Source organism: Saccharothrix tamanrassetensis, from assembly GCF_014203665.1.
GTDB lineage: Bacteria > Actinomycetota > Actinomycetes > Mycobacteriales > Pseudonocardiaceae > Actinosynnema > Actinosynnema tamanrassetense.
Map to the genome: position 1 here is coordinate 15,495 of NZ_JACHJN010000012.1, position 25,716 is coordinate 41,210.

Sequence of the window (25,716 nt, forward strand, 5' to 3'; positions counted from 1 at the left end):
TCATTCCACCTTGCCGGATCGTCGCAGTCGGCTGGGATAGGTCGCCAGCGACAACCAGGGCGTGTACGAATACTCGTTCATCCACTCGTGGAACGCCTGGCCGAGCCGGGTGTAGTAGAGCCCGTTCGGTGAGTTCACGCTCAAGACCGTGAGTGACCCCTTGTGCAGCCGCAGACGCACGGTCCCGGCCAGCGGGCGGTCCAGGTCGGCGAGGCACCTCGCCAAGCTCTCGCCGAGGTTGCTGAACCACCCGCCGTGTACGACTGTGGTGGTCCATTCGCGGGCGATGGTCCCACGCAACGCGTGCTCCTGGGGCGTGCAGACGGCGTTGGCCAGAACCTGGTGCGCCTTGATGATGATGGTCGCGGCGGGGGCTTCGCGGATCTCGTGGTTCTTCACTCCGAACGGTGTGTCCTCCAGACCGGAGAACCGGCCGACGCCGTGCTCGCCGCCGAGTGCGTTCAGCCTTTCCACGAGGTCGCCGAGCGCGATTACCGTGCCGTCGATGTCTACAGGGAGGCCCCTGTCGAACGTGAGGCTGATCTCCATCGGTTCATCAGGGGCGCTGCTGACGTCACGGGTCCATCGGAATACGCTTTCGTCGAGGTAGTTCTCCGGACTCTCCAAGGACCCGCACTCGATGACCCGCGTCCACGGATTGCTGTCGATGCTGTGGATGCCTTCGGGGAAGGAGATCCCGACGCCCTGCAGCGCGGTGAGCTTCTCCGACCTAGACAGGTCGGAGCCGAGGAACGGCGCGGCGACGCCGATGTCGGGCGCCAGCGCGGTGATCGACCCGCTGAGCCGGATGGCGCTGTTCTGCATGTAAGTCGAAGTGTGGCCGATTACGTCGCAACCGAGTTCCGAGGCCACCTGCACCGCGGTCCGGGCCATGAGTGGCCTGGTGAGCGTGGAACCGACCGGGAATTGCGCCTGGTAGTAGGCGTCCGCGTGCACGGCCGCAGGGAGGAATTCGGCGAAGAACTGCTCCGTCACGTCCACGTCACGGATTCGGACACCGAACATACGTGCCTGCTCCTCAGCCGTGCTGCACGGCTCCGACTCGCCGATACGCACGTTGAGCGCGGTCACGGCGATGTTCATGTCCCGCAACCGCTGGAGGAGGTAGGTCCCGTCCAACCCACCGGAGTAGAGCAGAAGCATGTGGCGAGGAGGTCGCTCGGCCATCTCCTCCAGGCTCGTCAGGAAGTGATGCATCCCTGGTTCTCCGCTCGGGTGTGAGGCCCGGCGGCGGATGCGTCTGCCGGGTAGAGCGAGAAGCAGATGATGTTCAGCGGGTCGCACACTCGAGACCCCGGAGCGCGGACCCTCTGCGAGCGCCGGATGTCCGACACAGCGAAGCAGCGCCGAAGCCAGCGGTCCGTCTCGTCGTAGACGGCGGCGAACGGTGTGCGGCCGTGGACGGCTACACGGTTGTCGATCACGAGCAGATCGCCGGCATCAAGCCTGACACCCCGCAGTGAGGTCTGCAGCGCCCGCTTCAACTCTTCCAGCGCCGTACCCGCATCGTCGGTGAGCGGTTCCATGGCGTGGAAGTCCACGAGGAACTCCGGGGAGTCGGCCGCGCCGGAGATCACTGCGACCGGCTGGGTCAGCCGGTGTGTCCCGTGGTCGCCGAACGAGCTGCTCACCCGCAGGCGGAACTGTGGCCTGCGCAAGGTGGCCACGCACTCGGCTGACAACGTGGGCAGCACCTCGGCCACGGCGCCCACGAGGGTGTGACTATTCTTCGCGTGGTCGGGCCGCAGGCAGAACAGCGTGATGAAGTCGGGCTTGTTCGGGTGGAAGCCGTTCTCGGTGTGCAGTTCCAGGTAGACGGTCCCCGAGTTCTCCTGACGCGCCTCCGCGCCCTTGATCGGGACGATCTCCTGGATCAGGTTGCCCGCCTTCTCATCGGCGTAGGCGATGATATCGCCGACCACCGAGGCTACCGTGAGCTGGGCGTAGGTCGTGACTGGAAGTTCGCTCCAATGCCCCAGGTATCCGTCCTGCGGAGTGGCGGGGAGTCGGGAGTCGATGGGCATGTTCCGGATGAGCATCGCCCCCGCGCTGTTGCCGTGGCGGCGGAACCGGCGCAGCGCGCGGAGCAGTCGGTCGGGCAGCAGGCTCGCTGCGAGTCTGGCTTCCGAGAGCAGCTCCTCGTTGTCGAGCGGCAGGGCTAGCTGCGCGCGGGCGCGCTTGCCCAGTTCCTCTCGAATCGAGTCATGCTCGGCATCAGTCAGCGAAACCGCAACGTCATCCAGCGATCTGAGACCACTCCCGGTAGCCACGCTGTTTACTATAAGTAACCCCCTCCTTCGAGTCCAGCGTCACGCAATGGTCCGATGTAGTGATCGAGCATGCTCGGGTTCGCGGAGCCTGGTCATGGGGAATACCGGTCGTGTAGGGGCATACCGGGCCGCACCTCGCCTTCAGGTCAGCACCGAGCAGTGGCGGTGACATCCACGCAGCAGGCCATGGCCCCCGGAGAACGTCACCAGCGGTGCCGGGCAGGTGGTGCACGCGGTCGCCGCCGGGCAGGTCCCATGCCCTTAGCGAGGGGTAGATGGGGCTCCGCAGCGTGCGCCCGCGACTCTTGTAGATCATCAAGCGGGTTGATTCCGCCGGTATGTGCGGATCCCGCCAACGCCACCGAAAGGATGCCTCGCGGGCCCGAAAGCCACCCGACTACGCATCGTGGTCAGTCTACGTAACCCAGCGACTGGTCTGCTCCGCCAAGCCGGCCACTCCCAGATCGCCGCCACCATGCGACGGATTAAAACCGACCCACATTTGTCCCTGGCCATCCGCGGCCTGAACTCAGGCCTTCAAACGGCCCATAGACCAGCTAGAAGAAGCTCGCGATTCACCCTGTCGGGGCGTACACACCAGGCTATCGACGTGACGGTTGGCGAGAGTTGTTTCACGACAGGGTGCTGCCGTACCTGCAGCTCGAAGAACGCGCCCCCCCAACGACACCCTCACCCATGACTACCGACGCTGGTATCCCGGACTTCACCCACATCTCGTAACCGGACGCGCTGGACGCTCAGCCGATCGCGCCCTAGCATTCACGGAAGGGTCGTTCTCCAGGCCCCGACCTCGATCATGCCCCCATGACCCTTTAGCTCGAGTTGGCAACGCCCCTCGCTAGGGTTCACATCGAGTTGCGAGCGGGCAGGCCAGGCGCTGCCGATCGCTGAGCGGCTGCTCGGACCTCCCGAGTCCACCGGAGCTCCAGGGTTGAACACCCTACGGAGGAGATGATGAGATCCAGCTCTGCGGAAGCATCCGACGAGGTAGCCATCCTCACGCCAGCGGAGGCGAAGGCGGCGGCGGAGTTGGCCACGTCCCTGGCTCAACGCTACTCGTCGGTCGATGATGAGGATCTCCTGTGCGACTTGCCCTTCCATGCGTCGAAGCTGCCACTGCGGGCACAGCGTTTTCTCCGCCGTTTTGCGCTTGCCGACAGACGAGGCTTCTGCATCGTCAAGGGCCACGTGATGGATGCCGCGCGGATTGGCCCCACCCCAGCGGACTGGCGAGGTATGGCACGCCCAGGGCCCGAGTTCCCGGAGGAAATCCTACTTCTGCTGTACGCGGCGCTGCTTGGTGAGCCGTTCGGGTGGGTCACCCAGCAAGATGGTCACCTCGTCCACAACACCTTCCCGATCAAGGAGCACGAGTACGAGCAGCTCGGCTCGGGCAGCAGAGAGCTGCTGACGTGGCACACCGAGGACGCCTTCCACCCGTACCGGGGCGACTATCTCATCCTGGCGTCACTGCGAAATCCGGACCGTGTCGCGACCACCGTGGCTGAACTGGATGTTTCAGCATTGTCTCCGGAAGACCTGGGCCTCCTCTTCCAGGAGCGGTTTCGGATCGTCCCGGACGAGTCGCATCGACCTGGGAACAACTCCTCGGTGTCCGCCTCCGACCGGCGGCGTTTCGCGAACATCGAGCGCCTCACCACGGACCACAGGCCGGTGGCGGTGCTCTTCGGATCGCCGACCGATCCCTATCTGCGGCTCGATCCGTACTTCATGGAGATTCCCGAGGAGGACTTGGACGCCAACCGCGCGTTCCGAGCTCTCGTCGAGGTCATAGATCGCAATCTCCGGAACATAGTGCTGGAACAGGGTGACTTCCTTTTCGTGAACAACCACCGCGCCGTGCACGGTCGAGCGCCCTTCACCGCCCGCTACGACGGTACTGACCGCTGGCTCAAACGCGTCAACGTGACGACTGACCTTCGGAAATCTCGGGACATGCGCGCGACGGCCGCCTCCCGACTGATCGGATAAACGACGTTGTCTGTGTTGACCAACCTTGCCGCGTCCCCCAGCTACGCGACGGGACAGTTGCTTGGACTCAAGGGAGCCGCGGTCTTCATCGCCTGGTCACGCCAGGCACGATCCTGCGCCGGCATCGTCGGCTGGTCGCTAAGAAGCGGACCCATTCCCACATTTCCGCCATGCTGCGGCGTCGTCACCGCAACGCGGAGGATCAGGAATTCTTACTCAACGCTCCGGTCCACGCCCGCCGACTACCGCCGCGGCTGCAGGAGTACGTCGACGCGTTCCGTCGGCAGGAATCGGGCTACGGCGTCATTGCAGGGCACCCAGTCGACGATGATGTGATCGGCCGACCCCGGCCGCTGGAACCGGCTTCCTTCCCCGTCGTCGCCGGACATGATCTGCTGCTGGCCCTCTATGCTGCCCTCCTTGGCGACGCTTTTGGTTGGGCGACACAACAGAACGGCAGGATCACCCAGGACGTACTACCCATCAAGGAAGACGAGGGTAATCAGTTGAGCATCGCTCCAGACGTCCCACTGGGCTGGCACACCGGTGACGCCTTTCCCTCGTGTCGCCCGGAGTCGGTCCTTCTAGCCTGTGTCCGTAACCCCACAGAAAAGGTCACGACGGTAGCGAGGGCCGATGGTTTAGAGCTGGATGAACACGACGCTTCGGCACTCTTCGAACCCCGCTTCCGGATAACACCTGATAAATCGCATCTTTCGCAGCACAACTCGATCGAACGCGCAGTCGCCTTCCGTGGGAAGTCGCGAGGTCGACACGGGGACCTGCTCAGTCGAATCCTGGGAGGACACTGTGCTCTTTAGACCAGCACCTCTTGAAGACTGGCTGCGCGACTATTACTTCGAGGCGTCGACAGACATCAGCTCTAGCGGAGTAGAGCCGTATGACTTCGCACAGCTCCGCTCGCTACTCGGGATCGAGCCAGAAGAGTTGGACCGCGTGTCGTTCAGAGACAGTCCATCGGCTGGCTCGTTAGAGCTCCGGTCGCTCATCGCGAGCCGGTGGGGTTCGGGGGCGGCGTCGGAGGTGATCGTTGCCAACGGTTCGACGGAGGCTCAACTTCTGGTATTTGCCTCGATCCTTGGCCCGGGTGATGAAGTGGTCGTCGTTGAGCCCGCATACCACTCGCTGATTTCGACCGTGGATGCCCTCGGCTGCCGTGTCAGGCGATGGCATCTGCGATCCGAAGAGCAGTTCCAGCCGGATCTCGAAGAGCTGCGGCGGCTCGTCACCGCACGCACCAAAATGATCGTCGTCAACTTCCCGCACAACCCGACCGGCGTCACTTTGACCCACGCGGAGCAGCGTGAACTAGTGGAGATCGCGCAGCGGTATGGCTCCTATCTGCTCTGGGACGGGGCGTTCGAGGACCTTGTCTACGATGCGCCGTCCCTCCCGGCCGTGTCTATACTTTACGACCGGGGAATCAGTTTCGGGACACTGTCGAAGTCATACGGGCTGCCTGGCTTGCGGCTCGGTTGGGCTATCGGCCCATCGGAAATCGTGAAGCACTGTGTGACGACACGCGACTACACCACGTTGGCATTGTCTCCCCTCGTTGAGTTCGTAGCCCGTCAGGTAGTTGCCTCGGCGGATCGCCTGCTCCTCCCACGGCTTCAGGTGGCGGCCCGTAACCGCGAAGTCGTCGACGAGTGGATGGGCGCACACCAACGAGTTGTCTCGTACGCGCGGCCGGCGGCCGGTGTGGTCGTATTCCCCCGACTCCGCTCGATACCGGATACGATAGCGTTCTGTCACCGGCTTATGCGTGAGCACGGGGTTCTGCTCGTGCCCGGTGAGTGTTTTCACCATCCCGGCCATGTGCGACTCGGTTTCGGTGGCGACAGCGTCGATCTGGCTAGAGGGCTGCACGCGTTCTCCGAACTGCTCTCGGAAAGCGAGGGCTCGTCATGACACATCCGATTTCCCACGCATCTGTCCGTAGGGCTTTGTTAGGTCGGGTGCTGGGCTGTGTCGCGGGTGTGATCTTCTTGATGGGTGGGGCCGGGGCAGATAGCGCTGGTTCGCCCGGTGATCGAGGACCTTGCTGCGGAGGTGTTCGGCGGCTTCGTTCGTCGTGAGCAGCGGGGCAAGGGCGAGTTGTATCTCCGTGGACTGTTGCTGGACGACAAGCGCAAGTCGAAGCAGCCCATATCCGAGCGCCTGGGTGTCGACCATCGGCAGCTCCAGCAGTTCGTCACGACCTCGACCTGAGACCACACCGAGGTCCGCCGACGATCGGCGGTGTGGGCGGCGGAGTTCGTCGACCCGGACGCGTTGGCCGCGGCCGACACCGGCTTTCCTGAGGACGGGACCTCCTCGCCGGGGGCGGCGCGGAGGTACTGCGGCGCCCTGGGCAAGCGGGGCACCTGCCAGGTCGGGGTCAGTGTGCACGCCGTCACCGACTGGGCCTCGGCCGCGCCGGATTGGCGGTTGTTCCTGCCCGAGTCCTGGGACGACACCAAGACCGACGACGAGTCGACAGCTGCGGAGATCGTCCGGAAGCGGACCCGCTGCGCGATCCCGGACCGGGTGCGGCACCGGGAGAAAAGGCGGACGGCAGCAAGTGGCGCCTGGCGCTGGACATGATCGACGAACTGCTCGGCTGAGGCCTGCCGCAGCGGCCGGTAATCGCCGACGCCGCCTACGGCGACGCCACCGCCTTCCGCCAGGGCTGACCGGCTGCGGTCTGACCTCCACCAGCGTCCACCCCGCCGACACCGCCCCGGTCCCGCCGACCTGGCCCGGCACCGGGCGCCCGTCGATGAAGACGATTTTCCTCGACAAGCCCGTCATCGCCAAGACCGTCGTGACGGCGGCCGGACGCTCGGCCGGGCGGTTCGTGGTCTGGCGCCACGGCTCCCTCAAGCACATCGGCAACCCGACCGCGACCATGCGTTCCCGCTTCCTCGCGCTGCGGGTACGCCCGGCCGACTGCAACATCCCCAGCGCCTCCGACGGCAGCCTGCTCGAGTGGTGCTGGCTGCCGGCCGAATGGTCCACCGGCGAACCCGAACCCACCGACTACTGGCTGTCCGCCCTGCCCGCCGACATCCGGCTGCGCGACCTGGTCAGGATCGCCAAGATCCGCTGGCGCATCGAACACGACTACCGCGAGCTCAAGGACGGCCTCGGCCTGGACCACTTCGAAGGCCGCTCCTGGACCGACTGGCACCGCCACGTCACCCTCGCCTCCGTAGCGCAAGCCATCTGCACGCAGCTGCGCCGCACCCCAAAGCCGCTGCGCAGGACTGACCCTCTACGCCGTCCTGCGCCAACTCCAGGCATAACTCGCGGCCTGGACCGGCATCTGCCACATCTGCCGACAACCAGTCCAGGCCACAGCCGACCCACAGAAGACCCAGGTCAACAGCACCTGACAAAGCCCTACTAGTCGCGGATGCCAGAACCCGCCGACAGTGCTCAAGGCTGCGCCAACCGGGCGTATCTCGGGCCTTTCCTGTCATCGCGACGAGGACACCTCGTCATCTCAGAGTCCAGCATCAGCTCCGACGTCGAGAGCCGCGCCATGACCGTGTCTACCTTGTCACGTCCCACCACGCTCGCCGAGTGGATCGCCGCCACCGCCGCACCGGGCATCCCTGCGATGGATGCTGCTCCTGTGGGGAGTCTGCGGTTCCTGTTCTACGGTCGAGCCTCCACCCGCGAACACCAGGCACCAGGACCCGCGCACCTCCCGGGCATGGCAACTGGACATCGGCCGCAGACTCACCCGAGAGCACGGCGTGATCGTGGGCGAGTACTTCGAAGTCGGATGCTCCCGGCAGGTCCCATGGCACCTGCGGCCTCGGGCCGCGGCAATGCTGCGCTACATCGCGGCCAACGCGGACCGGGTCGACGCGTTGGTGGTCGGCGAGTACGAGCGCGCCTTCCTCGACGGCGCCCAAGTCCGAGAACTCCGGGCTGTGCTGGAGCGGTACGGAGTGCAGCTGTGGTTGCCGGAGGCCGAAGGGCCGGTGGACTTCGACAACCCCACGCACGAGGCACTGCTGGCGCTGCTCGCGAAGCGCTCCCTGACGGAGGTGCTGCGCTCCAGGCACCGGGTCGTCACCGCCATGCGCATGCAGACCGTCGAGCAGGGCCGCTACCTTGGCGGCAGACCGCCCTACGGGTACCGACTCGTCGACGCCGGACCACACCCGAACCGGGCACTAGCGCGGCGCGGGGTGCGGCAGCAGCGGCTCCTCCCCAAACCGGGCACGGCGCCCGTGGTGAAACTGATCTTCTCCTTGCGTCTGTCCGGGCACAGCGCCGCGGGCATCGCCCGCCATCTCAACGAACAGGCAGTGCCAAGCCCATCGCACGCGACCTCGGAACGCAACGCGGGTCGTGTCGATCCTGGCTGGTCGCTGCGCACCGTGGTGGAGATCCTGGGCAATCCGCGGTACACCGGCCACCAGGTGTGGAACCGCACCAGCGCCGACCGCGCCACCCGCTCGCCCAGTGGTCGACGCGCCAGCGTCCGCAACGAGCAGCACGCCTGGGCGATCTCGACCCGCATCGCCCACGTGCCACTGGTGTCCGAACAGGACTTCGTCACCGCTCAGACCATCCAGGCCACCAGACAGAGCAACAGTCGGGCCGACGACGACGGCGGTGAATACGTCTATCTGTTGGCAGGTCGACTCCAGTGCGGGTTGTGCGGGAGGAAGATGGACTCCCACCGCTCCCACGGCCGCCCCGCCTACCGATGCCGCCACGGCCACACCACCGCCCACACGCGCCCCGCGGACACACCGCGCAACCTCTACCTCCGCGAAGACCACCTGTTCGCCCGCATCGCCGCGCACCTCACCGCCGCAGGCATCGCCGACAACCCCGACGCCGACCACACCGCACAGCTGGTCGACGAGCTCGACCTGACCTTCCGCTGCGATGCCGGCGGCGTCACTGTGCTCGACCGCACCACCACCCGAGCGCGCACACCACGCCGACGCCCCACACCACGACCGGCCCGGGCCTCGTCCTCGAACACCGGCCACGAAGCAGGCGGACAACTCCTCCTGGCCCTGAGCCATACGGTCGCCTCGGAAGCCGACCAGCCCGAGACACCCACATGCCAGAGCGACAGCGCAACGGCTCGGATCGCACACCACCCCATGCGACAACCTCGCCAGGCACAAACCCGCCCGAGCCGCCCCGCCGCGCCACAGCGACGGCACCACCGCGCCAGGATCCACGGCACCGCCCTCAGCACCGCCCACTTCCGCGACGCTTCCCAGGCCCGCAGAGACGACCCATCGTCGTACGACAACCCGGACGGTCACCGTCACCAGGTCTCCGCGCGCAGAGCCGGGCGCCGCCCGCTCCTTCTGCCGTCACACCGGCATACCCCCCACGAGCGAGGCCCAACAGGTAGGCTCGACGCGATGCCGGAAACACGAAACCCCACGACGCAACCCAGCTGACCTGGAATTACATCGTGGGGCAAATTATGTGTCCGAGGAGCGACTTGTTCACTATCCACACGGCTTGATCTAGCATGCGCAAGTGGCGCGAACGAACATCTTCGAGCCATGTTCAGTTCGCATCGACTCCAGTAAACCGGATGCTGCTGAGCGTAGCCTCGCCCACCCCTGCTGGCGACAGATGAGTACACGTTTGAGATAATTTGCTGATGGGTGCTGTTGACTGGCTTAGGGCGCTAGACATCGAGAAAGCCACGGCGAATGTGCGTCACGAATTCACAGGCGACTGGCATCGTGATCCTTGGGGCTGGCCAGAGCTTGGGTTCTTGCTGGGCAAGAAACAGGATCTCTTTGTGGAGAATTGTAAGGCCGTCCGATCACGTCAAGTGTCCCTGATTGACGTTCCAAAGGAAAACTGGGGATCGAGACCGGCTGTGGTTCTAGATCCGCTGGATAGGATTACTTACCAGGCGCTGATCGATCGACTCAGCGTTGATCTTATTGGCAAACTTAGCCCAAGTTCCTTTGGGTGGCGACTCCATGCAGTTGAACCGAAGAACGGAGTCTTCTCGCGTAACAAGACGCAGTGGAATCTCTATCGTGCGCATTTGAGCTCGCTAGCAGGTGTGTATCCTGTCGCTCTAAAGACAGATATCGTGTCGTGTTTTGCGAGCATTCCGGTTCAAATGCTTGCCGATCAAATCGAAGAGCAGTCGTCATCGGGCGCAGTTTCTAAACGGCTCGTATCGATGCTGGAAGGCTTCAGTGAGATACCTGATCGATCGGGCATTCCTCAGCGCTCGACTGCGTCGTCAGCACTGGCAAACATGTTCCTAAGCGCTCTTGACGATGTCCTGCATGTATATGCGAAGCCGCTACCCCGGGTAATCAGTAGTAAGGTTAGATATGAAAGCTTCGCGCGATGGATGGATGATATATGGCTGTTCGTCAAAGATCCGGGTATAGCCCGTCAAGCGCAGATAGACCTGCAGCAGGTTGCTCAAACGCTAGGGTTGAACCTCAACTCCGCAAAAACGGATGTGTTGGAAGGGTCGGATGTCGCAAAGGAGGCACGCGAGGTCGAACATAGTGCTGTTGACGGAGCGCTATTTGTCGGCAAGTCAAAGCCGCTCGAAGAACTTATTGAGAACGTTCTTGACTCACCTGAGAAGGCAAGCAGAACAGCGCTGAAATTCATGTCCAAGCGCATGCGCGATCATCGAATCAATTATCGAGTGCAAGATCTGCTTAGCTCTGCTAATCGAATGCCCCATGGTGCTGATGTTCTAGCACCATTGTTTAAAGAAAACTTTCACGCGGGGGACCTTCAGGATTGGTATCTTGAATATGTTAATAGTCCCTGGGCGGCGTTTCAATGGTCCATTGCACAGTATGGCCGCATGTTCTCTAGTGGGAGGAAGCCACAAAAGAGGACGAGGGATTTTTTCGCACGGATGGCTTCAGACGCCAACTCCTCACTTCCTCAACTGGCACTTTCATGCCAACGGCTTTCGGCTTGGGATCCCATTGAACTCCGTGCGATCGCGCGTTCATCTATGAGGAATATCAGCACGCCCCATTCTGTTCGCGTTATGGCGCTAGCTGCGCTGGGCGCTGGTGAGAAGCGTGCGACTATAAGAAAGTGGCTAGGGCAAATTCAGGAAAACGATGCAACGCTTAAGATGCTAGAAGTGACCGACTTTCGTGCATTGAAGGTAATAGCGAGCTACGCGGACTGAACTTCTTTATTGGTAGACTCCAGATTTGATCGCTAAGTGGGGTCGTGAACTTAGTGATCTTACTTCGAGCTGCGCAGTCTGCGACGACGACTAGGTTCTACGCGCTGCAGGAGGTCCTGCTGCTGACGCTTCAGGGAAAGGAAAGTTTCAGAAATCTGCTCGCGGTAACCCTGTGGGAACTTGATTTGCGAGTTGATTATCGAATAGTCGTTCTGTTCCCAGTTTTTGATGAGTACCTCGTAGCTGGCAACGTGAGCGCAAAAGCGTAGGAATAGCGGAGGCATTTCATCGCCCACAAGTAGGTGCGATTTTGTAACTATAATCTCGTACATTCTCCTGTTGGCTGGCATGATCACAGTGCTCATCCAACGTGTCCACTCCCGCTTCTCGTCTTCGGTGAGATCATAGTCAAATAGATACCCTCCCTCCGGGCGAACCTGAATGCGAAATTGCTTCCACGCAACCTCTCCGGCCAGTGCGATGGAATAGAGAGGACCATAGAATTCGCCAAGTTGGGCGTTGATCCATTTGAGGCGTTCCTGGGCCTGATGAACTCTGTTGGTATTGATGTAAGCAAATAGTGCCGCCAGTACGGTTGCGCAAACTGTTGCACTTGCTGCTAGCCATGAAGCGTTCACGGTATCTCCACGCGTTATGCTGTTGCCGTTGAGCGTAGTGTACAAGCTTCTGTCGGGCACGTGAATCGCTCGGGCAGGATATGCTTCGGATGAGTCATCTCCTGGCCTGCGACTAGGCGGCGACTTTCAGATAGTATGTTCACGATTCCTAGTTTGGAGAGCTTCCACGGCGAACGGTTCGGTCAGGGTGCAGTACCAGTCAGCGAACACCGATCCCAGAAGAAAGGAATACTTGACACGCTAAAACTTGCTCTTCCATCGAGAATCGCGATCACAAGTGGCTAACTCGTTGGATCGACGGTCGAGGCGACTATCGCCTCAACGAACGCCTGGGCTATCTTTTTGGAAGCCTCCCGGAATCATTGGGAAATGAACTCGTCACGGGGATTTACCCCATACCAGCGGGGCTCAAGTCTGCCGCTCCGAATGCAAGCCACATATGGGAATGCGCGACTGCCGTACGGAATAGTCTGGCGCACGGATCGGAGACCGACGTCTCAACCCAGGTAATTCCAAGCCTTGCGGCTAGTGACGACGATATCTTTTGGAGATCTTCTTCAAGAGCTAGGTGTTCACAACAGAACTTCATCAACGCAATCAAGCACGGTCATTGGGGCGTCATATAACCATCTTCACGCTCCCGAACCTCACGACTTCCGGGTCACCTTATGTCGTCACATGCCATGCGCGTGTCATCCCAATAGGTGCAAATACTGCATAGTTTCGTCACTGCATTCAGTTGGAGGAGGAGGCGGTGAAGATGTGGAGTGCTTTGAGCATCGACGTGGGCGGGATCGTGTTGTTCCTCGTCTGGTTGGTGTTGCCTCCGCTCTACGTCGTCGCCCTTGGTCGGCGGTATGTGCGGCAGTGCGTGGAGAGCGCTGCGGCGGCTGTTTGGGCGCGGGAAGAGCTTCTGGCTGCGCTTGAGGGGCCGTCGTCTGTTGGTCGGCATCGTATGGAGGGAACGTGATGGGCATAGCGGCTGTGACGGCTTCGGTGGAGTCCGGGGACGGCGTGACGGAGGAGCAGGTGGCGGAGGCTCGGCGTGCTGCGGGGTTCCTCAGTTCTGAGGTGTATGACCCGGCGGTGGTGGACATGGTCATGGCGTCGGCTCCCAGCTTGTTCACTGTGGTGGAGTACGAGGTGGCGAACCCGGAGATCGCTCGGGTGATGGGCTACGGGGTGTCTGCCGACGAGTGGGTGCACGTGGTGTCGGCGGATGGGAAGGCCTGCGGCACGTTCGAGACGGCGGAGGAAGCGCTCAAGCCTTACGGCAAGTCGGACGAGGTGGCGGCGCGGGTTGTGTGGGTGACGCCTGACTTGGTGGTTCAGAAGTTGCTCATGAGGTAGGGGCACCGTTCCGCTGTTGGAGTGGGTGGGACGGGACGGCTGTGGGCGGTGCATCTTTGGATGTGCCGCCCACAGCCGTTTTGTGCACGTCGGGACGGGGTTACGGGTACGCGTCCCAGTGTCCCGAAGGGGTGTTTGCGCTGTTCAGTGCGGATTTGAGAGGTGTCCCGCGATGGTGGTCGGCGGGACACGCGGGACGGCTGCGGGGACGCCTATCTGATCTCTACGGGCATGGCTTGGAATCAAGTACGCCTGGGCATGTCAGACTGAAATCAAGAGGTGGTCAGCGCTCAGTCAGCTCTGATCTTGGTCTGACGTGATGGGAGGCGGGGCTATGCGGACGCCTCGCACGGTGCTTGAGCAGAAGATTCGTGAGCGGCGGATGACCTTGGAGGAGTTCGCCGAGTACGCCGAGACGTTCGCCCGTGAGCGCGGTGAACCGGGCACGTTGGGGCTTCGGCACCTTCAGCGCCTGGCGGCCGGGCGCAAGTCGTCTGGGGAGCCGTTGGGGCCGGTTCGGCAGGTGACCGCTCGGCTGTTGGAGAGCATCTTTGAGGTCAGCATTGAGGAGCTGCTGGCCGTGCCTTCGCCGGACGATGGTCTGGCGAGGATCGCGACTGCTGAGCCGCCTGTCCGCGCGGACGTTGAGTTCGCGGCGGCGCTTGACTGGCTGGACGATCGGGCCGGGTGGTCGGCTGGCACGAGTCGCGCTGAGGTCCGGTCTGGACTGTCCGGGTTGGAGTCTGGTGCCTTGCTCGATCGGCGCGCGACGCGGGGCAGGGTTGGGCGTCGGCAACTTGTGCGGACGCTGGCTCACTACTACCGCGATGGGGTGGACGGGTACGACACGTACCGGGTTCGGCTCGGCGATCAGGGCGTTAAGACGACGATCTTCGGTGCGCCGGAGTGGTGGGCTGCGGTTCGACCGCTGGCAGACGGTAGCGAGCGGATGAGGTTGTTGTGGGACAAGGAGACTGCGCGGCCTGAGCTGGGTGGTGCGATGGCTCACGCGGCGGCTTCGAAGCTTGCCGAGTCGGCCGCACTAGGGGTGCGGGTGGCGAACCTTCCGCTGTACCGGCTGTTGGAGATCGAGCAGGGCGACCCGCTGGTGGGCACGGTGGGGTTGGTGCCGTTCGTTGAGTACGCGCTGACGGTTGATCTTCTTGAAGGCGAACTGGTTGACGCTGTTAGCCGGCGTCATGGCGGCTTGCCGTTGCGGGATGAGTACCTGCCGGATCTGGGGGCCGTGCTCGACTTGCCGGCGCGTACGTGTGCAGGTGGGGTGCTGGCGCTGTGTGCCATCGCGCGGCCCCGTGATCGGTTTCGGGGTGAGCCTGACTACGCGCTGCTGGTGCAGGAGCGGTCTGAGCATGTGCTCAATGCGGCTGGACGGCTTGCGGTCATCCCGAAGGGCTTTCATCAGCGGCTCAACGACGTTCGGGGTGATGTGGCGGTGAGCGCGACGCTGCTTCGGGAGATGGAAGAGGAGCTGTTTGGGCGCGCGGAGGTGGATACCACTACCGGGGAGAGTCGTGCGGCTTCGCCGATGCATCCGGGGCGTTGGTCAGCGCCGATGCGTTGGCTTGCTGAGGAGCCCGGCCGGATGCGGATGGAGTGCACTGGGTTTGGGTTCAACCTGGTGAGTGGGAACTATGAGTTCGCCAGCCTGGTCGTCATCGAGGATGAGGAGTTCTGGCCACGGTTTGGCGGTCAGGTTGAGGCGAACTGGGAAGCGGCTGGGTTGCAGCTCTATTCGAGCCTTGACGGCGAGCTGGTTGACGATCTGGTGGCGCGCGAGTCTTGGAGCAACGAAGGGCTGTTCGCGTTGCTCCAAGGACTTCGGCGGCTTCGGGAGATCGGTGGGACGCGGGTGGACTTGCCGGCCGTTGAGCTGTCAGGTCTGTGACGGCCAGCGGACGGTCATGACAGTGGAGTCCGCCAAGGCTTCCCACGAGTGGTCGACGCCTGGACCCCACATGATGTAGTCGCCGGGGCGCGTCATGGTGGAGTTGCCCTCGGTGGTGTCTACTCGGAAGTGGCCCTGCACAAGGAAAACCAGGGTGGTCCGCTGGTCGTCCGCTGTCCAGTCCGGGCGCTTGTCACCGGCTGGGTGGTTGGCCCACTTGACCTCTACGTCCTTCTGAGAGCGGATGCCCTGTGACGGGTCGATGAAGTGGCCGACCAGCCAGCCGCGCGTGTCGCTGCCGTCCTCGGTGGCGTTTCCAGCCTGCCAGTTGGCGGTCACTTGATCTCCCATTCGATGGTTGGCAGGTTGACGCGGTCTCCGCCGATCTCGCGTAGTCGGCGGAGACCTTGCATGAGCGCGAACAGCCCTTCGTTGCTCCACGCTACGTCGTTGCCGAGTTCTTCCAGCAGCTCGGCGTCCAGGCTGGAGTACTGGCGCAGGTTCGAGGACTCCCAGTTGGCTCGAACCTGACCGCCGTAGCGGGTCCAAAACTCCTCGTCTTCGATGACGACCAGGCTGGCGAACTCGAAGTTGCCGCTCACCAGGTTGAGCCCGAAGCCGGTGCACTCCATGCGTAGGCGACCGGGGCCGGACATGAGCCAGCGCATCGGCTCGGACAGGCGGCTGGGGTGCATGGGGTCGGCGTGGCGCTGCTCTCCCACGGTGTTGTCGATGTCTTCGCGGCCGAACAGCTCCTCTTCCATCTCACGGCGGAGCGTTGCGCCGATCTGTGCGTCGGCGCGGAAGTCCGTCAGTGGCTGGTGGAAGCCTTTCGGGATGACGGCCAAGCGGCGTGCGGCGTTGATCACGTGGCCTGAGCGTTCCTGCACCAGCAGGAGGTAGTCCGCTGCGCCTCGGAAGGGGTCGGCCGGGCGTGCGATGGCTGTAAGGGCGAGGGCGCCGCCGGCGCACATTCGGTCGGACACGTTGAGGGCGCCGGCGAGGTCCGGTAGGTAGGCGTCACGCAGGGGCAGCGTTCCGCGGGAAGTGGGTTGGCCGGTGGTGAGCGCGTCGACCAGCTCGCCTTCGAGCAGGTCCATCGTCACCACGTATCCCACAAAGCTCGTCACGCCAACGGAACCCGCGATCGCGTGCTTGCGCACGCCTACGTCCAGCAGCCGGAACAGGGGCATGTTGACCATGCGGTTTCCCAGTGCCAGCGTTTCGGCCAACCGCTGAGCTGCACGCCCGGCGGTCTCCTCGTCCATCGCTAGATCATCGTCCGGGGTTACGCCCGTGAGCTTGAGGCGGTCGTGGCTGGGCAGTAGGGGGCAGTCGAGGTCGAGCCAGTCTGGGCGGGTGAGGACCGTGGTGGACGCTTCGACGGTGCCGAATCGGGCTGTGTAGCGGCCGTGGTCGTCGGTGGGTTCGCCGTAGTAGTCGGCAAGCGCTCGGGCCGTGTCGCGCTGGTTGACCCGGCCGCGCCGGACGCCTCGGTCGTGCAGTGCCCCAACGTCCAGGCGCACGAGCCGCGCGGCGACTTCCCGGCGGGCGGTTCCTGGCTCCCAGTGGGCGTGTTCGTCCAGCCAATCGAGCGCGGCGACGATGGTCGGGTCTGCGCTCAGTCGCACTTCGGCGTCGGCCGCCGCGCCTTCCGGGAGGTCTAGGGCCGGTTCGTTGGCGAGTGCGGCGAACCGGGCCTTGACCGGTGGGGCCGCGCGGTCCAGTGCCGTGTCGAGGAGCTGTTGCATCTCGGACTTCGGCCGTAGGTCCGGCTTCTGGTGCCAGGACGCGACCGTGCGGACGCCTACGCCGAGGTGTTCGGCGAACGCCTCATGAGTGAGGCGCAAAGCGGCTTGGAGGGCGGACGCGGTTCGGCCGGTCCAGCCGTCGTTCAAGCTCATCTCGTCGCTACCCCCGCGCGCGATATGCATTGAACCTGCACTGGTTGTGCATCGGTGGTGCATGGGTTCCAGCCGCGAATCGCAGTGGAATTAGCGGCATGGGAAACAAGCGGTCTAACCAGCGGAAACGCATTGGGCTACCGGCGTTCGCGGACATGTTCGATCACGGTCGCGAGGTCCGACTTGAGGTCGTCGAGGCGTTCGGTGATCTCGCTCAGCCGTTGCTCAACGCTGTCCAAACGGGACCACAGGCTGTCGGCCGGGTCTGTCACAGGTTCGTCGGCTTCTGGTGGCCTTCGGTTGTGCAGCACCGCGTCGAGGTGTTGCGGGTGCCAGCCGAGCGCTGTCGAGAGGGACTCAAGGGTTCGCGGGCTGCGGCGGCGTTCGACTGTGTGGTGTTGGACCTCGCGGACTATGGCTTGGGAGACGTGCGAGCGTTCCGCAAGCTCCCGTTGACGCCAGCCCAGCTCGTTCACCCGCTGGTTGATCGCCTTGGCGACTGCCGCCCAGTCCTCCGACACGTATTCCTCCGCGCTCCGCCTCAGCGCTGAGATTAGCCGCCTTCCGCTGTTGCGTCGTGCGTACACGCAACGCCTGATCAAACGCGTCATCAAGTGCGCCTAAATCACCTTTTTAGAGCTGAAATCGTCAGCTCATCAATCGAAGGGCTTCTCTCATGAGGACTTCTTTGCCTTCTTCCGGCTACACCGTTCGTCAGGCCGCTTGGCTGCTCGGTGTCGAGCCGTCCACCGTTCACCGCGCGGTCCGGGTGGGGACGGTTCGCCTGGTGTGTCGGCGCGGCCGGTACGTCGTGCCGGCGAACGTGCTGGTTCGGCTGCTCGGTGAGCCCGGTTCCGGGGGTACGCCGTGAACCTGATCTTTATTGCCTGGGAGCTTGATCGGCTTCGGTGGGTGCCTACCGCCCTGCTCGCCGACTTGGTCGAGCGTGATGGCTTGTGCATGTGGGCGTTCACGGACGTGCCGCCGTGGGCCGATGAGGAGATGACCGATCGGGAGTTGGCCGCGCGGATGTGTGCCGGCTGCCCGGTGCGGGACGAGTGCTTGGAACTGGAGTTGCGCACGGCCGGTGAGGACACCGTTGGGGTGTGGGGTGCGTTGTCGGCCGATGACCGGCGGGAGTTGTACCCGCACTGGCTCCAACGTGGTGAACGCGCCGAGAGGGGGCCGCGTTCATGAACGCCCTCAGCGTGACGCCTGTCCAGGTGTTGGCCGGGCTCGGCGTGGTCCTGGTGCTGCTGTTGGTGTGGCGGGCGGGTGTTCGTCGGGCCAAGGCGACCGCTCGTGCTGCGCGAAGCGGTGTGCGGTTGGTGTCGCTGGCCGGTCGAGTGGTGATCAACGCGGGGTTGATCGTGGTCGTTCAGTGGGTGGTTGTCACCTATCGCGGGGATGGTTGGCTGCTCTTGGCCGTGCTCGTGGTGCCTGCGCTGTTCGCGTCCTACACGTTGACGCGGGCGCTGATGATCACTACCTATGAACCGCGCCGTGGCCGAGGTGAGCGGCGATGAGTGAGTCGGTTGAGCGGGTGGCGGTGCAGGTGGACCGGTTGTGTTGGACCGGGATCTTGCTGGGGCTGGCGTTCACGATGACCAACGTCCAGCAGTTCGCGGCGGCCGGTGCGGCGGTGTGGTCGTTGGCGTGGTCTGCGGCTTGGCTGCTGGACCCGATGGTGTCGCTGGTGTTGTTGGCCATCCTGCGGGCTGAGCAGGTGACCGCTCGGTACGGCGTGCGGATGGGTGGATGGGTGCGGGGCGCGAAGTGGTTCACGCTTGCGGCCACGTACGTCATGAACACCTGGGGTGCGTTCATGGCCGGTTCGGCTGCGCTCGTGGTGCTGCACTCTGTGCCGCCGCTGGTTGTGTTCGTTGCGGCTGAGGCAGTGACCGAGCTGCGGGACAAGCTTGGCGCAGCGGTGACGAACGCCGCGCCGACTGGCCCGAAGGAGCCGACTCCACCTGTGCCGAGGACGTCCTTCGCGGACTACCTCGAAGTGGCGCGGGCAGCGCGCACGCCGGACGTGGTCGTGACGCCTGCGTGGGTTCGTGAGGTGACCGGGTGCTCGCGAGGGTTGTCCTCTCGGCTCGCGGCGACGCTGACCGAGGAAGGGGGCCGGTCATGAGTGGTGACCTGGTTCCTACGGGGCCTGTCTATGAGGGTGAGTTGGTTGCCGATCAGGCACAGCTCGCCAAGCGATCGCGGAACGGGTGGCAACGCTGGTCTGGTGTCCCGCAGGCGTTGAAGTCTCGGGAAGGTTTGTGTTATGCCGCAAGGGATGCAGTCGGGTGGTTGATGCGGCTGCCGGGGCGGTTCCTCGGTGGGGTTTGTCGCGGAACGGTGGTTGCGGTTCGTGCGTGGCGGCGTTGGGTGCGGGTGCGCGACTATCGGGAGGCTGCGGAGCAGTCGGAGAAGTTGGCGGACAAGTTCGTTGAGATCCGGGCACTGACACTGTTTCGTTGGAAGGTGACCGGGGTGGTTGTGGCTGCCACCTCAGCGGCGCTGATTGTGGCGTATGTGATCTACGGGTGGCTGGTGCTGTGGGCTGCGGTGGGTGTTGCGTCGGTGGCGTTGGCGGTCACTGGACGGAGGAAGGACGGTTCGCCGGGGCGGAAGGCGGTGCTCGCCGGGCCGCGCACGCTGATGTGGACGATGAACCCTCAGGTGTTGGTGGACGCCTTCCGGGACGCGAAGTTGATCGGCAAGGACGAAGCCTTGCGGCTGGTCGAGCGGGCCAGGCGGACGGGTGACGGTTGGGCTATGACGGTCGACCTGCCGGCTACGCGCAAGGCGGCCGATGTGATCAAGAATCGGGACGCGCTGGCGTCGGCGCTGGCGGTGGATGAGGTTCAGCTCATCGTTGAGCGCGTGCGTGGTCGTGGGGGTCATGCCGGGCGGGTGTTCCTGTGGGTGGCGGATGAGGACCCGTACGCCGGTCCGCCGGTGCGGACTCCGCTGCTGGATGTGGAGTGGTGGGACGCATGGCGGCCGGCGCCGTTCGGGCGAGACGCGCGGAACCGGCGGATTGATCTTCCATTGGTGTGGACGTCGTTGCTTGTGGGCGCGATACCTAGGCAGGGCAAGACCTTTGCTGCTCGGCTTGCTACCGCTGGGTTGGTGCTGGACCCGTACGCGCGGCTGTATGTGTTCGACGGCAAGGGTGGCAAGGACTGGGATGCAGCCGAACAGCTCGCGTACCGGTACGTGTGCGGGGACGAGCTGCCACACGCCTACGCCGTGCGGGACCACCTCGTTGAGCTGGTGGCAGAGGTGCAGTCTCGGTACGCGCGGATGGCCACATTGGACGATGAGGTGTGCCCCGAGTCGAAGATCACCCCGGCCATTTCGCGGGATGTGGACCTTGGGATGCCGATCACGGCGGTGATCATTGATGAGGTTCAGGTCTTCCTTGAGAACCCGACTCGGGAACAGGTGGGCGGCAAGAAGACCACGCTCGGCGCGTACATCGCGGACTTGTTGACCTACCTGGTTCGCAAGGGTCCGGCGGCTGGTGTGGTGGTCATCCTGGCAACGCAGCGGCCAGACTCGAACACCATTCCGTCGCGGTTGCGGGCGGTGTTGGGGTCGCGGTTCGCGTTGCGGGTGATGGACTGGCGGGACTCCAACATCGTGCTGGGCGAGCAGATGAACACGCGTGGGTTCGACGCTTCGACCCTGCTGCCGAGTCACAAGGGCGTCGGCATCCTGCGGCCGGACGGTGAGACGGACGCTGGGGCTGACATGGTCGCCATGACCGTGCGGACGTACTACATGCCGAACGCTGACTGGCGGCTGATCTGCGACCGGGGACGTGCGCTGCGGGAGGCGGCCGGGACGCTGGCCGGTCACGCTGTTGGTGACGATGCCGTGCGGTCGGTTGATGCTGCGGCATTGGTGCAGGTGCTGGGGAGCGGAACGGCTGACGGGTGGGTGGTCGAGTTGCCCGAACCGTTGGCGGCCGTTGTGGACTACCTCGGGGACGACCTGGACGAACGGGAGTTCGTGCCTACCGCCGAGTTGGTGGAGGCGCTGGAGGTCGAGGCGGGCACGTTCGGGCGGGAGATGGGCGAGCTGGGTTGCCGCCCGTTGCGGCAGTACGTGCCCGATGGTGACGGCGCGCGGAGGGTCCGTGGCTACCTCACGGCGGACATCCGTGCTGCTGTCGATCGGGTGGGCGATGAAATCGGCTCGCCGGGGTCTGGACAGCCATGAGCGCAGGTGAGGACGTTACGGTGAACCTGCCGGACGCGCTACCGCCGCTCACGCCCGTGACCAGCCGTGCTCTGCTTGCCATACTGGTCGAACTGACCACCGTGGAGGTCTTGGACGGACCTCGGGCAGGGGGCGACCGTGACTGCTGAAATCAGCCGAGACCCGTGGGCGACGCTGGACGAGCTGCTTGGTATCGAAGTGGCTGACGCGGTCGAGGATGGCATCGGGCCGATGGCGGGTTACGGCCGGTGCTCGACCGAGGACAACCAGGATCCGGAGACTTCGCGCGGGTGGCAGTTCGGCAACGGGCGGAAGTTCGTGGAGCCGTTCGGCGGGGTGATCGTGGAGGAGTTCTTCGATATCGGGCAGTCGCGGTCCGTGCCCTGGGATCGGCGGGATGAGGCGTCACGGTTGTTGGCGGCGTTGAAGAACCCGTATCGCGGATGGAACGCCGTGGTCGTGGGTGAGGGCACGCGGTGCTGGTTCGGCAATCAGTTCTCGTTGATCGCGCCCCGGTTCGCCGCGTACGGGGTGGATCTGTGGGTGCCGGAGTTGGGCGGCAAGTACGACCCGCGCAACCCGTCGCACAAGATGCTGATGAGTGTGCTCGGTGGCATGAGTGAGTCCGAGCGTCAGCACGTCCAGGCGCGGGTGCGGGCGGCTATGGATGCTCAGGTGCTCAACGAAGGGCGACACCAGGGCGGGCGCGCGCCGTACGGGTACGAGACCGTGGATGGCGGACCGCATCCGAACCCGCGCAAGGCTGTTGAGGGCTACCGGTTGCGGGTGTTGGCGATTGACGAGGGATCGGCGTGGGTGGTGCGGCGGATCTTCGCCGAGTACCTGAACGGCCGGGGTGATCGGGCGATTGCCACCGGGTTGAACCGGGACCGGATTCCGTGTCCTTCGGCGCGGCGGCCGGATCAGAACCCGCACCGGCCCGGTGACGGTTGGCAGGGCAGCACCGTGCGCGCGATTCTCGACAACCCCCGGTACACCGGCTATGCGTTCTTCGGGCGCTGGATGCGTCAGGAGATGCTGCTCGACCCGGACGACGTGGCGGCCGGGAACGTGATCCGGTTCCGGCGCGCGAGCGCTGACCGCGTCGTCCGCTCACGTAGGCAGGCGCACCCGGAGATCGTCAGCGTGGAGGAGTTCACGCAAGCGCAGTTGCTCCGCAAGGCGAAGTCCGCTGGCGGGCTGAAGACGGCCCGAAAGACAGAGCGCGCCGAGCGGCCGACGAAACAGACCTACCTGTTCCGGGGTCGGCTGCGGTGCACGGTCTGTGAACGGAAGATGGAAGCCAGTCCTCGTGCGCGCGGGATGTACTACCGGTGCCCGGCAAGGACGTTGCCGAACGGTTCGTCCGCGCTGGGCATCCACCCGCCGACGATCTACCTCCGTGAGGATGTGCTCTTGGTGGCGATCAACAAGTGGTTGGGCGGGCTGTTCGACCCGAGGAACGTCGACCGGACTGTGGCGGCGTTGGTCGACTCACAGGGGACTGTGACCCCCACGAACCACGATTCGGCGCGAAAGCGGCTGGCGAAGTCAGAACAGGAGCTGAGTCGCTACCAGGCAGCGATCAAGGCGGGAATTGACCCGATGGCGCTGGTAGAGCCCATGAACGAGGCACAAGCGGTGCGGGCGGCGGCCAAGGCCGAACTGGAGGGCACTCCACCGCCGGACACCCTCACAGCGGCCGGAGTGCACGCCATGATCGACTCGCTGGGAGACGTCGGAGCGGCGCTCAAGGACACCAAGACGGAGAGTCTGCTCAAGGTCTACCAGGGTCTTGACCTGCAAGTTCTCTACAAAGACAAAGCCCACGTGGCTGATGTGATGATCAAGCCAGTGGGCTATGTGAATAGTGCTCGTGTCCGAGGGGGGACTTGAACCCCCACCCCCTTTCGGGGACTAGCACCTCAAGCTAGCGCGTCTGCCATTCCGCCACCCGGACCCGGCTCTCGCCGTGGTGTGGCCATAGATTACATGATCGTATTTCGTGGTCCAAATCGGGGTGGCTGTGACGCCGGTTGTGCGCGTTTCCGCTGTTCACGGCGGGGCAGTGGGTGTTCGTGCGGGATGTCGGCGGGGCGCCTCGGACGTGGCCCCGCCATGCCGTGAACAGGTCGGACGCCGCTCCGACGTCTCCCAGCGGGTCGATCATGGCGTGCACGTCGGCCGCCGTCAGGCCATCCGCCGCCCGTACGTGCCCAAGGCGGCGGTGGCCGAATAGCTGCCGCGTCCGGCCACCGTGCTTGCTCCGGTGGCCGGACGCGGATGGCCGTCAGGGTTTGAGGACGACCTTCTCGCAGTCGTCCTGCTTGTTCTTGAAGAGTTCGAAGCCGCGTTCTGCCTCGTCCAGCGCCAGGGTGTGGGTGATGATCCGGGTCGGGTCGATCTCCCCGCGCTCGATGCGCTCCAGCAGCGGCTTCATGTAGCGCTGCACGTGGCATTGCCCGGTCCGCAGGGTCAGCGACCGGTTCATCCACGCGCCGGCGGGGAACTTGTCCAGCAGGCCGCCGTACACGCCGATCACCGAGACCACGCCGCCGCTGCGGCACGACAAGATCGCCTGGCGCAGCGCGTGGGGGCGTTCGGTCTCCGACCGCACGGCCTGCTTGACCCGGTCGTACGCGGCGATGTGTGCGCTGCCGTGGGTGGCTTCCAGGCCGACCGCGTCGATGCACTTGTCCGGTCCGCGCCCGCCGGTCAGTTCCAGCAGCCGGGAGCGCACGTCGACCTCTTCGAAGTTGACCGGCGTGTGGCCCGCCCGTTCCGCCATTCGCAGCCGGTAGGGCTCCTTGTCGATGGCGATGACCTTCGCGGCGCCGAGGACCCGGGCGCTGTCCATGGCGAACTGGCCGACCGGTCCCGCACCCCAGACCGCCACCACGTCGCTGGACTGGATGTCGCACATCTCGGCACCCATGTAGCCGGTGGGCAGGATGTCGGAGAGGAACAGCACCTGCTCGTCGGTCAGGTCCGACTCGATCTTCAACGGGCCGACGTCGGCGAACGGCACCCGCGCGTACTGCGCCTGACCGCCGGCGAAGCCGCCGGTCAGGTGCGAGTAGCCGAAGATCCCCGCGACCGGGTGTCCGAACATCTTCTCCGCGATCCCCGCGTTCGGGTTCGAGTTCTCGCAGCAGGAGTACAGCTCGGCGGAGCAGGCGCCGCACGCGCCGCAGCTGATCGGGAACGGCACGACGACCCGGTCCCCGACGCGCAGCCGTCCCGGATCGACGCCCCGGCCGACCTCGATCACCTCGCCCATGAACTCGTGCCCCAGGATGTCGCCGTCCTGCATGGTGGGCACGTAGCCGTCGACCAGGTGCAGGTCCGAGCCGCAGATCGCGGTGGAGGTGATCCGGACGATGGCATCGCGGTCGTTCAGGATCTTCGGGTCCGGCACGTCACGGACCTCGACCTTGTTGCGGCCCGCCCAGGTGTTCGCCTTCACGCGTCCGCTCCCTTCTCCAGTTCGGCGTCCGACAGCGGCTGCGCCGGACGCTGCGGGAACTCCCCGCGCGCCCGCTTGCCCCAAGGGGCGCCGTCGGACCGGACGACCTCGCCGGTCTCCAGCACCTGCTTGAGCCGGCGCAGGTCGTCGTCGAGCTGCTGGTGCGGTTCCTCGCCGAAGTACTTCGCGACCGCCTTGCCGATTGCGCCGCCCGGGATCTCGTACACCAGGACGACGTGCACCTCGGTGCTCACGCCGTCCGGGGCGGGCACGAACCAGACCGCACCGGTGTTGGGCACGTCGGCGTCGCCGGTCGACTGCCACCTGATCTTCTCGGTGGGCCTCTCGTCGATGATCTCCGCGTCCCACTCGACGTTCTTGCCGAACGGGGCATCGGCGACCCAGTGGCTCGTCCGGTCACCGGTGGTGCGGACCTCTTCGAGGTGCGCCATGAACGTCGGGAGGTTCTCCAGGTCGCGCCAGAACGCGTAGACCTCCGGCGGGGGTTTGCGAATGGTGGTCGTAGCCGTCAGTTCCATGGATCCTCACTTGGCGTGAGCTCCGCACCACTGGCACGGAGCCGATCTTGTTGGCTCGGGTGGCCTGCACGGCGGTCGGCAGGTCCGGCGCATCCGACGGACAAAACCGGTGGCACCGACGAGCCGCCGACGGCCGCCCGCACGGTGGGTGATGGCCATCCCGAGCGCGGTCGGGTCCATCGCGTCGCCCAAACCGGGG

At 64.5% G+C, this 25,716-nt stretch carries 21 protein-coding genes, 1 tRNA gene and 1 pseudogene; 14 read left to right on the forward strand and 9 right to left on the reverse strand.

The genetic code is table 11. From position 1 onward, the window contains the following. Window positions 1-1,218, reverse strand: coding sequence for an argininosuccinate synthase domain-containing protein (locus FHS29_RS30645; protein WP_184696691.1), 1,218 nt, complete (start codon window positions 1,216-1,218; stop codon window positions 1-3). Next, window positions 1,203-2,291 (reverse strand): TauD/TfdA family dioxygenase, encoded by a 1,089-nt coding sequence (locus FHS29_RS30650; RefSeq protein WP_184696693.1) that lies wholly within the window; start codon window positions 2,289-2,291, stop codon window positions 1,203-1,205. The genes FHS29_RS30645 and FHS29_RS30650 overlap by 16 nt, the downstream gene beginning before the upstream one ends. Window positions 2,292-3,266: 975 nt before the next feature. Here FHS29_RS30650 and vioC point away from each other — a divergent pair. From vioC to FHS29_RS30680, 6 genes and pseudogenes are all read left to right on the forward strand, one after another. Further along, window positions 3,267-4,304 carry an arginine beta-hydroxylase, Fe(II)/alpha-ketoglutarate-dependent gene (vioC, locus tag FHS29_RS30655; RefSeq protein WP_184696695.1) on the forward strand — a complete coding sequence of 346 codons (1,038 nt, stop codon included), beginning with the start codon at window positions 3,267-3,269 and terminating at the stop codon, window positions 4,302-4,304. Window positions 4,305-4,474: 170 nt separating this feature from the next. Beyond that, complete coding sequence (locus FHS29_RS30660; protein ID WP_184696697.1) at window positions 4,475-5,125, forward strand: Fe(II)-2OG oxygenase family protein; 651 nt, start codon at window positions 4,475-4,477, stop codon at window positions 5,123-5,125. Then, window positions 5,115-6,236, forward strand: coding sequence for a capreomycidine synthase (gene vioD, locus FHS29_RS30665; protein ID WP_184696699.1), 1,122 nt, complete (start codon window positions 5,115-5,117; stop codon window positions 6,234-6,236). Before FHS29_RS30660 ends, vioD begins: the two co-directional genes overlap by 11 nt. 99 nt (window positions 6,237-6,335) lie before the next feature. Further along, window positions 6,336-7,596 (forward strand): annotated as a pseudogene (locus FHS29_RS30670) (IS701 family transposase); the annotation flags it as partial. 547 nt (window positions 7,597-8,143) lie between these two features. Next, on the forward strand, window positions 8,144-9,751 hold the full coding sequence (locus tag FHS29_RS30675; RefSeq protein WP_376774486.1) for a recombinase family protein: 1,608 nt from the start codon (window positions 8,144-8,146) through the stop codon (window positions 9,749-9,751). A gap of 209 nt (window positions 9,752-9,960) precedes the next feature. Beyond that, a complete protein-coding gene (locus tag FHS29_RS30680) occupies window positions 9,961-11,490 on the forward strand; it encodes a reverse transcriptase domain-containing protein (protein ID WP_184696703.1) in 1,530 nt (509 codons plus the stop codon). Between the two features lie 59 nt (window positions 11,491-11,549). Here the strand turns inward: FHS29_RS30680 and FHS29_RS30685 are convergent, their stop codons facing one another. Continuing rightward, window positions 11,550-12,128, reverse strand: a complete 579-nt coding sequence (locus tag FHS29_RS30685) for a hypothetical protein (RefSeq protein WP_184696705.1) — start codon at window positions 12,126-12,128, stop codon at window positions 11,550-11,552. A 754-nt stretch (window positions 12,129-12,882) separates the two neighbouring features. Between FHS29_RS30685 and FHS29_RS30690 the strand changes: the two genes are divergently transcribed. The 3 genes from FHS29_RS30690 to FHS29_RS30700 all read left to right on the forward strand — a co-directional run bounded on the left by FHS29_RS30690 (window position 12,883) and on the right by FHS29_RS30700 (window position 15,384). Further along, window positions 12,883-13,098, forward strand: a complete 216-nt coding sequence (locus FHS29_RS30690; protein WP_184696707.1) for a hypothetical protein — start codon at window positions 12,883-12,885, stop codon at window positions 13,096-13,098. After that, window positions 13,095-13,478, forward strand: a complete 384-nt coding sequence (locus FHS29_RS30695; protein WP_184696709.1) for a hypothetical protein — start codon at window positions 13,095-13,097, stop codon at window positions 13,476-13,478. The genes FHS29_RS30690 and FHS29_RS30695 overlap by 4 nt, the downstream gene beginning before the upstream one ends. A gap of 352 nt (window positions 13,479-13,830) precedes the next feature. After that, a complete protein-coding gene (locus FHS29_RS30700) occupies window positions 13,831-15,384 on the forward strand; it encodes a transcriptional regulator (RefSeq protein WP_312865174.1) in 1,554 nt (517 codons plus the stop codon). Here FHS29_RS30700 and FHS29_RS30705 read toward each other — a convergent pair. The 3 genes from FHS29_RS30705 to FHS29_RS30715 all read right to left on the reverse strand — a co-directional run bounded on the left by FHS29_RS30705 (window position 15,373) and on the right by FHS29_RS30715 (window position 17,809). After that, entirely contained in the window at window positions 15,373-15,723 is a 351-nt protein-coding gene (locus tag FHS29_RS30705; protein WP_312865175.1) for a signal peptidase I, read from the reverse strand. The genes FHS29_RS30700 and FHS29_RS30705 overlap by 12 nt on opposite strands. After that, window positions 15,720-17,288 carry a helix-turn-helix domain-containing protein gene (locus tag FHS29_RS30710; protein ID WP_184696713.1) on the reverse strand — a complete coding sequence of 523 codons (1,569 nt, stop codon included), beginning with the start codon at window positions 17,286-17,288 and terminating at the stop codon, window positions 15,720-15,722. The genes FHS29_RS30705 and FHS29_RS30710 overlap by 4 nt, the downstream gene beginning before the upstream one ends. A 137-nt stretch (window positions 17,289-17,425) precedes the next feature. Next, window positions 17,426-17,809: a helix-turn-helix domain-containing protein gene (locus FHS29_RS30715; protein ID WP_184696715.1), complete on the reverse strand. Its 384-nt coding sequence runs from the start codon at window positions 17,807-17,809 to the stop codon at window positions 17,426-17,428. 346 nt (window positions 17,810-18,155) lie between these two features. On the opposite strand from FHS29_RS30715, the gene FHS29_RS30720 reads away from it, so the two are divergent. From FHS29_RS30720 to FHS29_RS30740, 5 genes are all read left to right on the forward strand, one after another. Then, window positions 18,156-18,485, forward strand: coding sequence for a WhiB family transcriptional regulator (locus tag FHS29_RS30720; protein ID WP_184696718.1), 330 nt, complete (start codon window positions 18,156-18,158; stop codon window positions 18,483-18,485). Continuing rightward, window positions 18,482-18,814 carry a hypothetical protein gene (locus FHS29_RS30725; RefSeq protein ID WP_184696720.1) on the forward strand — a complete coding sequence of 111 codons (333 nt, stop codon included), beginning with the start codon at window positions 18,482-18,484 and terminating at the stop codon, window positions 18,812-18,814. The genes FHS29_RS30720 and FHS29_RS30725 overlap by 4 nt, the downstream gene beginning before the upstream one ends. After that, on the forward strand, window positions 18,811-19,425 hold the full coding sequence (locus tag FHS29_RS30730; RefSeq protein ID WP_184696721.1) for a hypothetical protein: 615 nt from the start codon (window positions 18,811-18,813) through the stop codon (window positions 19,423-19,425). The genes FHS29_RS30725 and FHS29_RS30730 overlap by 4 nt, the downstream gene beginning before the upstream one ends. Beyond that, entirely contained in the window at window positions 19,422-21,512 is a 2,091-nt protein-coding gene (locus tag FHS29_RS30735; protein WP_184696724.1) for a cell division protein FtsK, read from the forward strand. Before FHS29_RS30730 ends, FHS29_RS30735 begins: the two co-directional genes overlap by 4 nt. 138 nt (window positions 21,513-21,650) lie before the next feature. Then, window positions 21,651-23,408 carry a recombinase family protein gene (locus FHS29_RS30740; protein WP_184696726.1) on the forward strand — a complete coding sequence of 586 codons (1,758 nt, stop codon included), beginning with the start codon at window positions 21,651-21,653 and terminating at the stop codon, window positions 23,406-23,408. Here FHS29_RS30740 and FHS29_RS30745 read toward each other — a convergent pair. From FHS29_RS30745 to FHS29_RS30755, 3 genes are all read right to left on the reverse strand, one after another. Then, window positions 23,390-23,472, reverse strand: a tRNA-Leu gene (locus FHS29_RS30745). The two genes, FHS29_RS30740 and FHS29_RS30745, sit on opposite strands and share 19 nt — an antisense overlap. 330 nt (window positions 23,473-23,802) lie before the next feature. Next, a complete protein-coding gene (locus FHS29_RS30750) occupies window positions 23,803-24,978 on the reverse strand; it encodes a zinc-dependent alcohol dehydrogenase (RefSeq protein WP_184696728.1) in 1,176 nt (391 codons plus the stop codon). Next, window positions 24,975-25,517 (reverse strand): SRPBCC family protein, encoded by a 543-nt coding sequence (locus FHS29_RS30755; RefSeq protein ID WP_184696730.1) that lies wholly within the window; start codon window positions 25,515-25,517, stop codon window positions 24,975-24,977. Before FHS29_RS30755 ends, FHS29_RS30750 begins: the two co-directional genes overlap by 4 nt. Window positions 25,518-25,716: the final 199 nt, after the last annotated feature.

Excerpts from the sequence above, each read along its gene's own strand:
- FHS29_RS30645 (WP_184696691.1), bottom strand. The coding sequence starts at position 1,218 with ATGCATCACTTCCTGACGAGCCTGGAGGAGATGGCCGAGCGACCTCCT.
- vioC (WP_184696695.1), top strand. The coding sequence starts at position 3,267 with ATGAGATCCAGCTCTGCGGAAGCATCCGACGAGGTAGCCATCCTCACG.
- FHS29_RS30660 (WP_184696697.1), top strand. The coding sequence starts at position 4,475 with ATGCTGCGGCGTCGTCACCGCAACGCGGAGGATCAGGAATTCTTACTC.
- FHS29_RS30675 (WP_376774486.1), top strand. The coding sequence starts at position 8,144 with ATGCTGCGCTACATCGCGGCCAACGCGGACCGGGTCGACGCGTTGGTG.
- FHS29_RS30680 (WP_184696703.1), top strand. The coding sequence starts at position 9,961 with ATGGGTGCTGTTGACTGGCTTAGGGCGCTAGACATCGAGAAAGCCACG.
- FHS29_RS30710 (WP_184696713.1), bottom strand. The coding sequence starts at position 17,288 with ATGAGCTTGAACGACGGCTGGACCGGCCGAACCGCGTCCGCCCTCCAA.
- FHS29_RS30725 (WP_184696720.1), top strand. The coding sequence starts at position 18,482 with ATGAACGCCCTCAGCGTGACGCCTGTCCAGGTGTTGGCCGGGCTCGGC.
- FHS29_RS30730 (WP_184696721.1), top strand. The coding sequence starts at position 18,811 with ATGAGTGAGTCGGTTGAGCGGGTGGCGGTGCAGGTGGACCGGTTGTGT.
- FHS29_RS30735 (WP_184696724.1), top strand. The coding sequence starts at position 19,422 with ATGAGTGGTGACCTGGTTCCTACGGGGCCTGTCTATGAGGGTGAGTTG.
- FHS29_RS30755 (WP_184696730.1), bottom strand. The coding sequence starts at position 25,517 with ATGGAACTGACGGCTACGACCACCATTCGCAAACCCCCGCCGGAGGTC.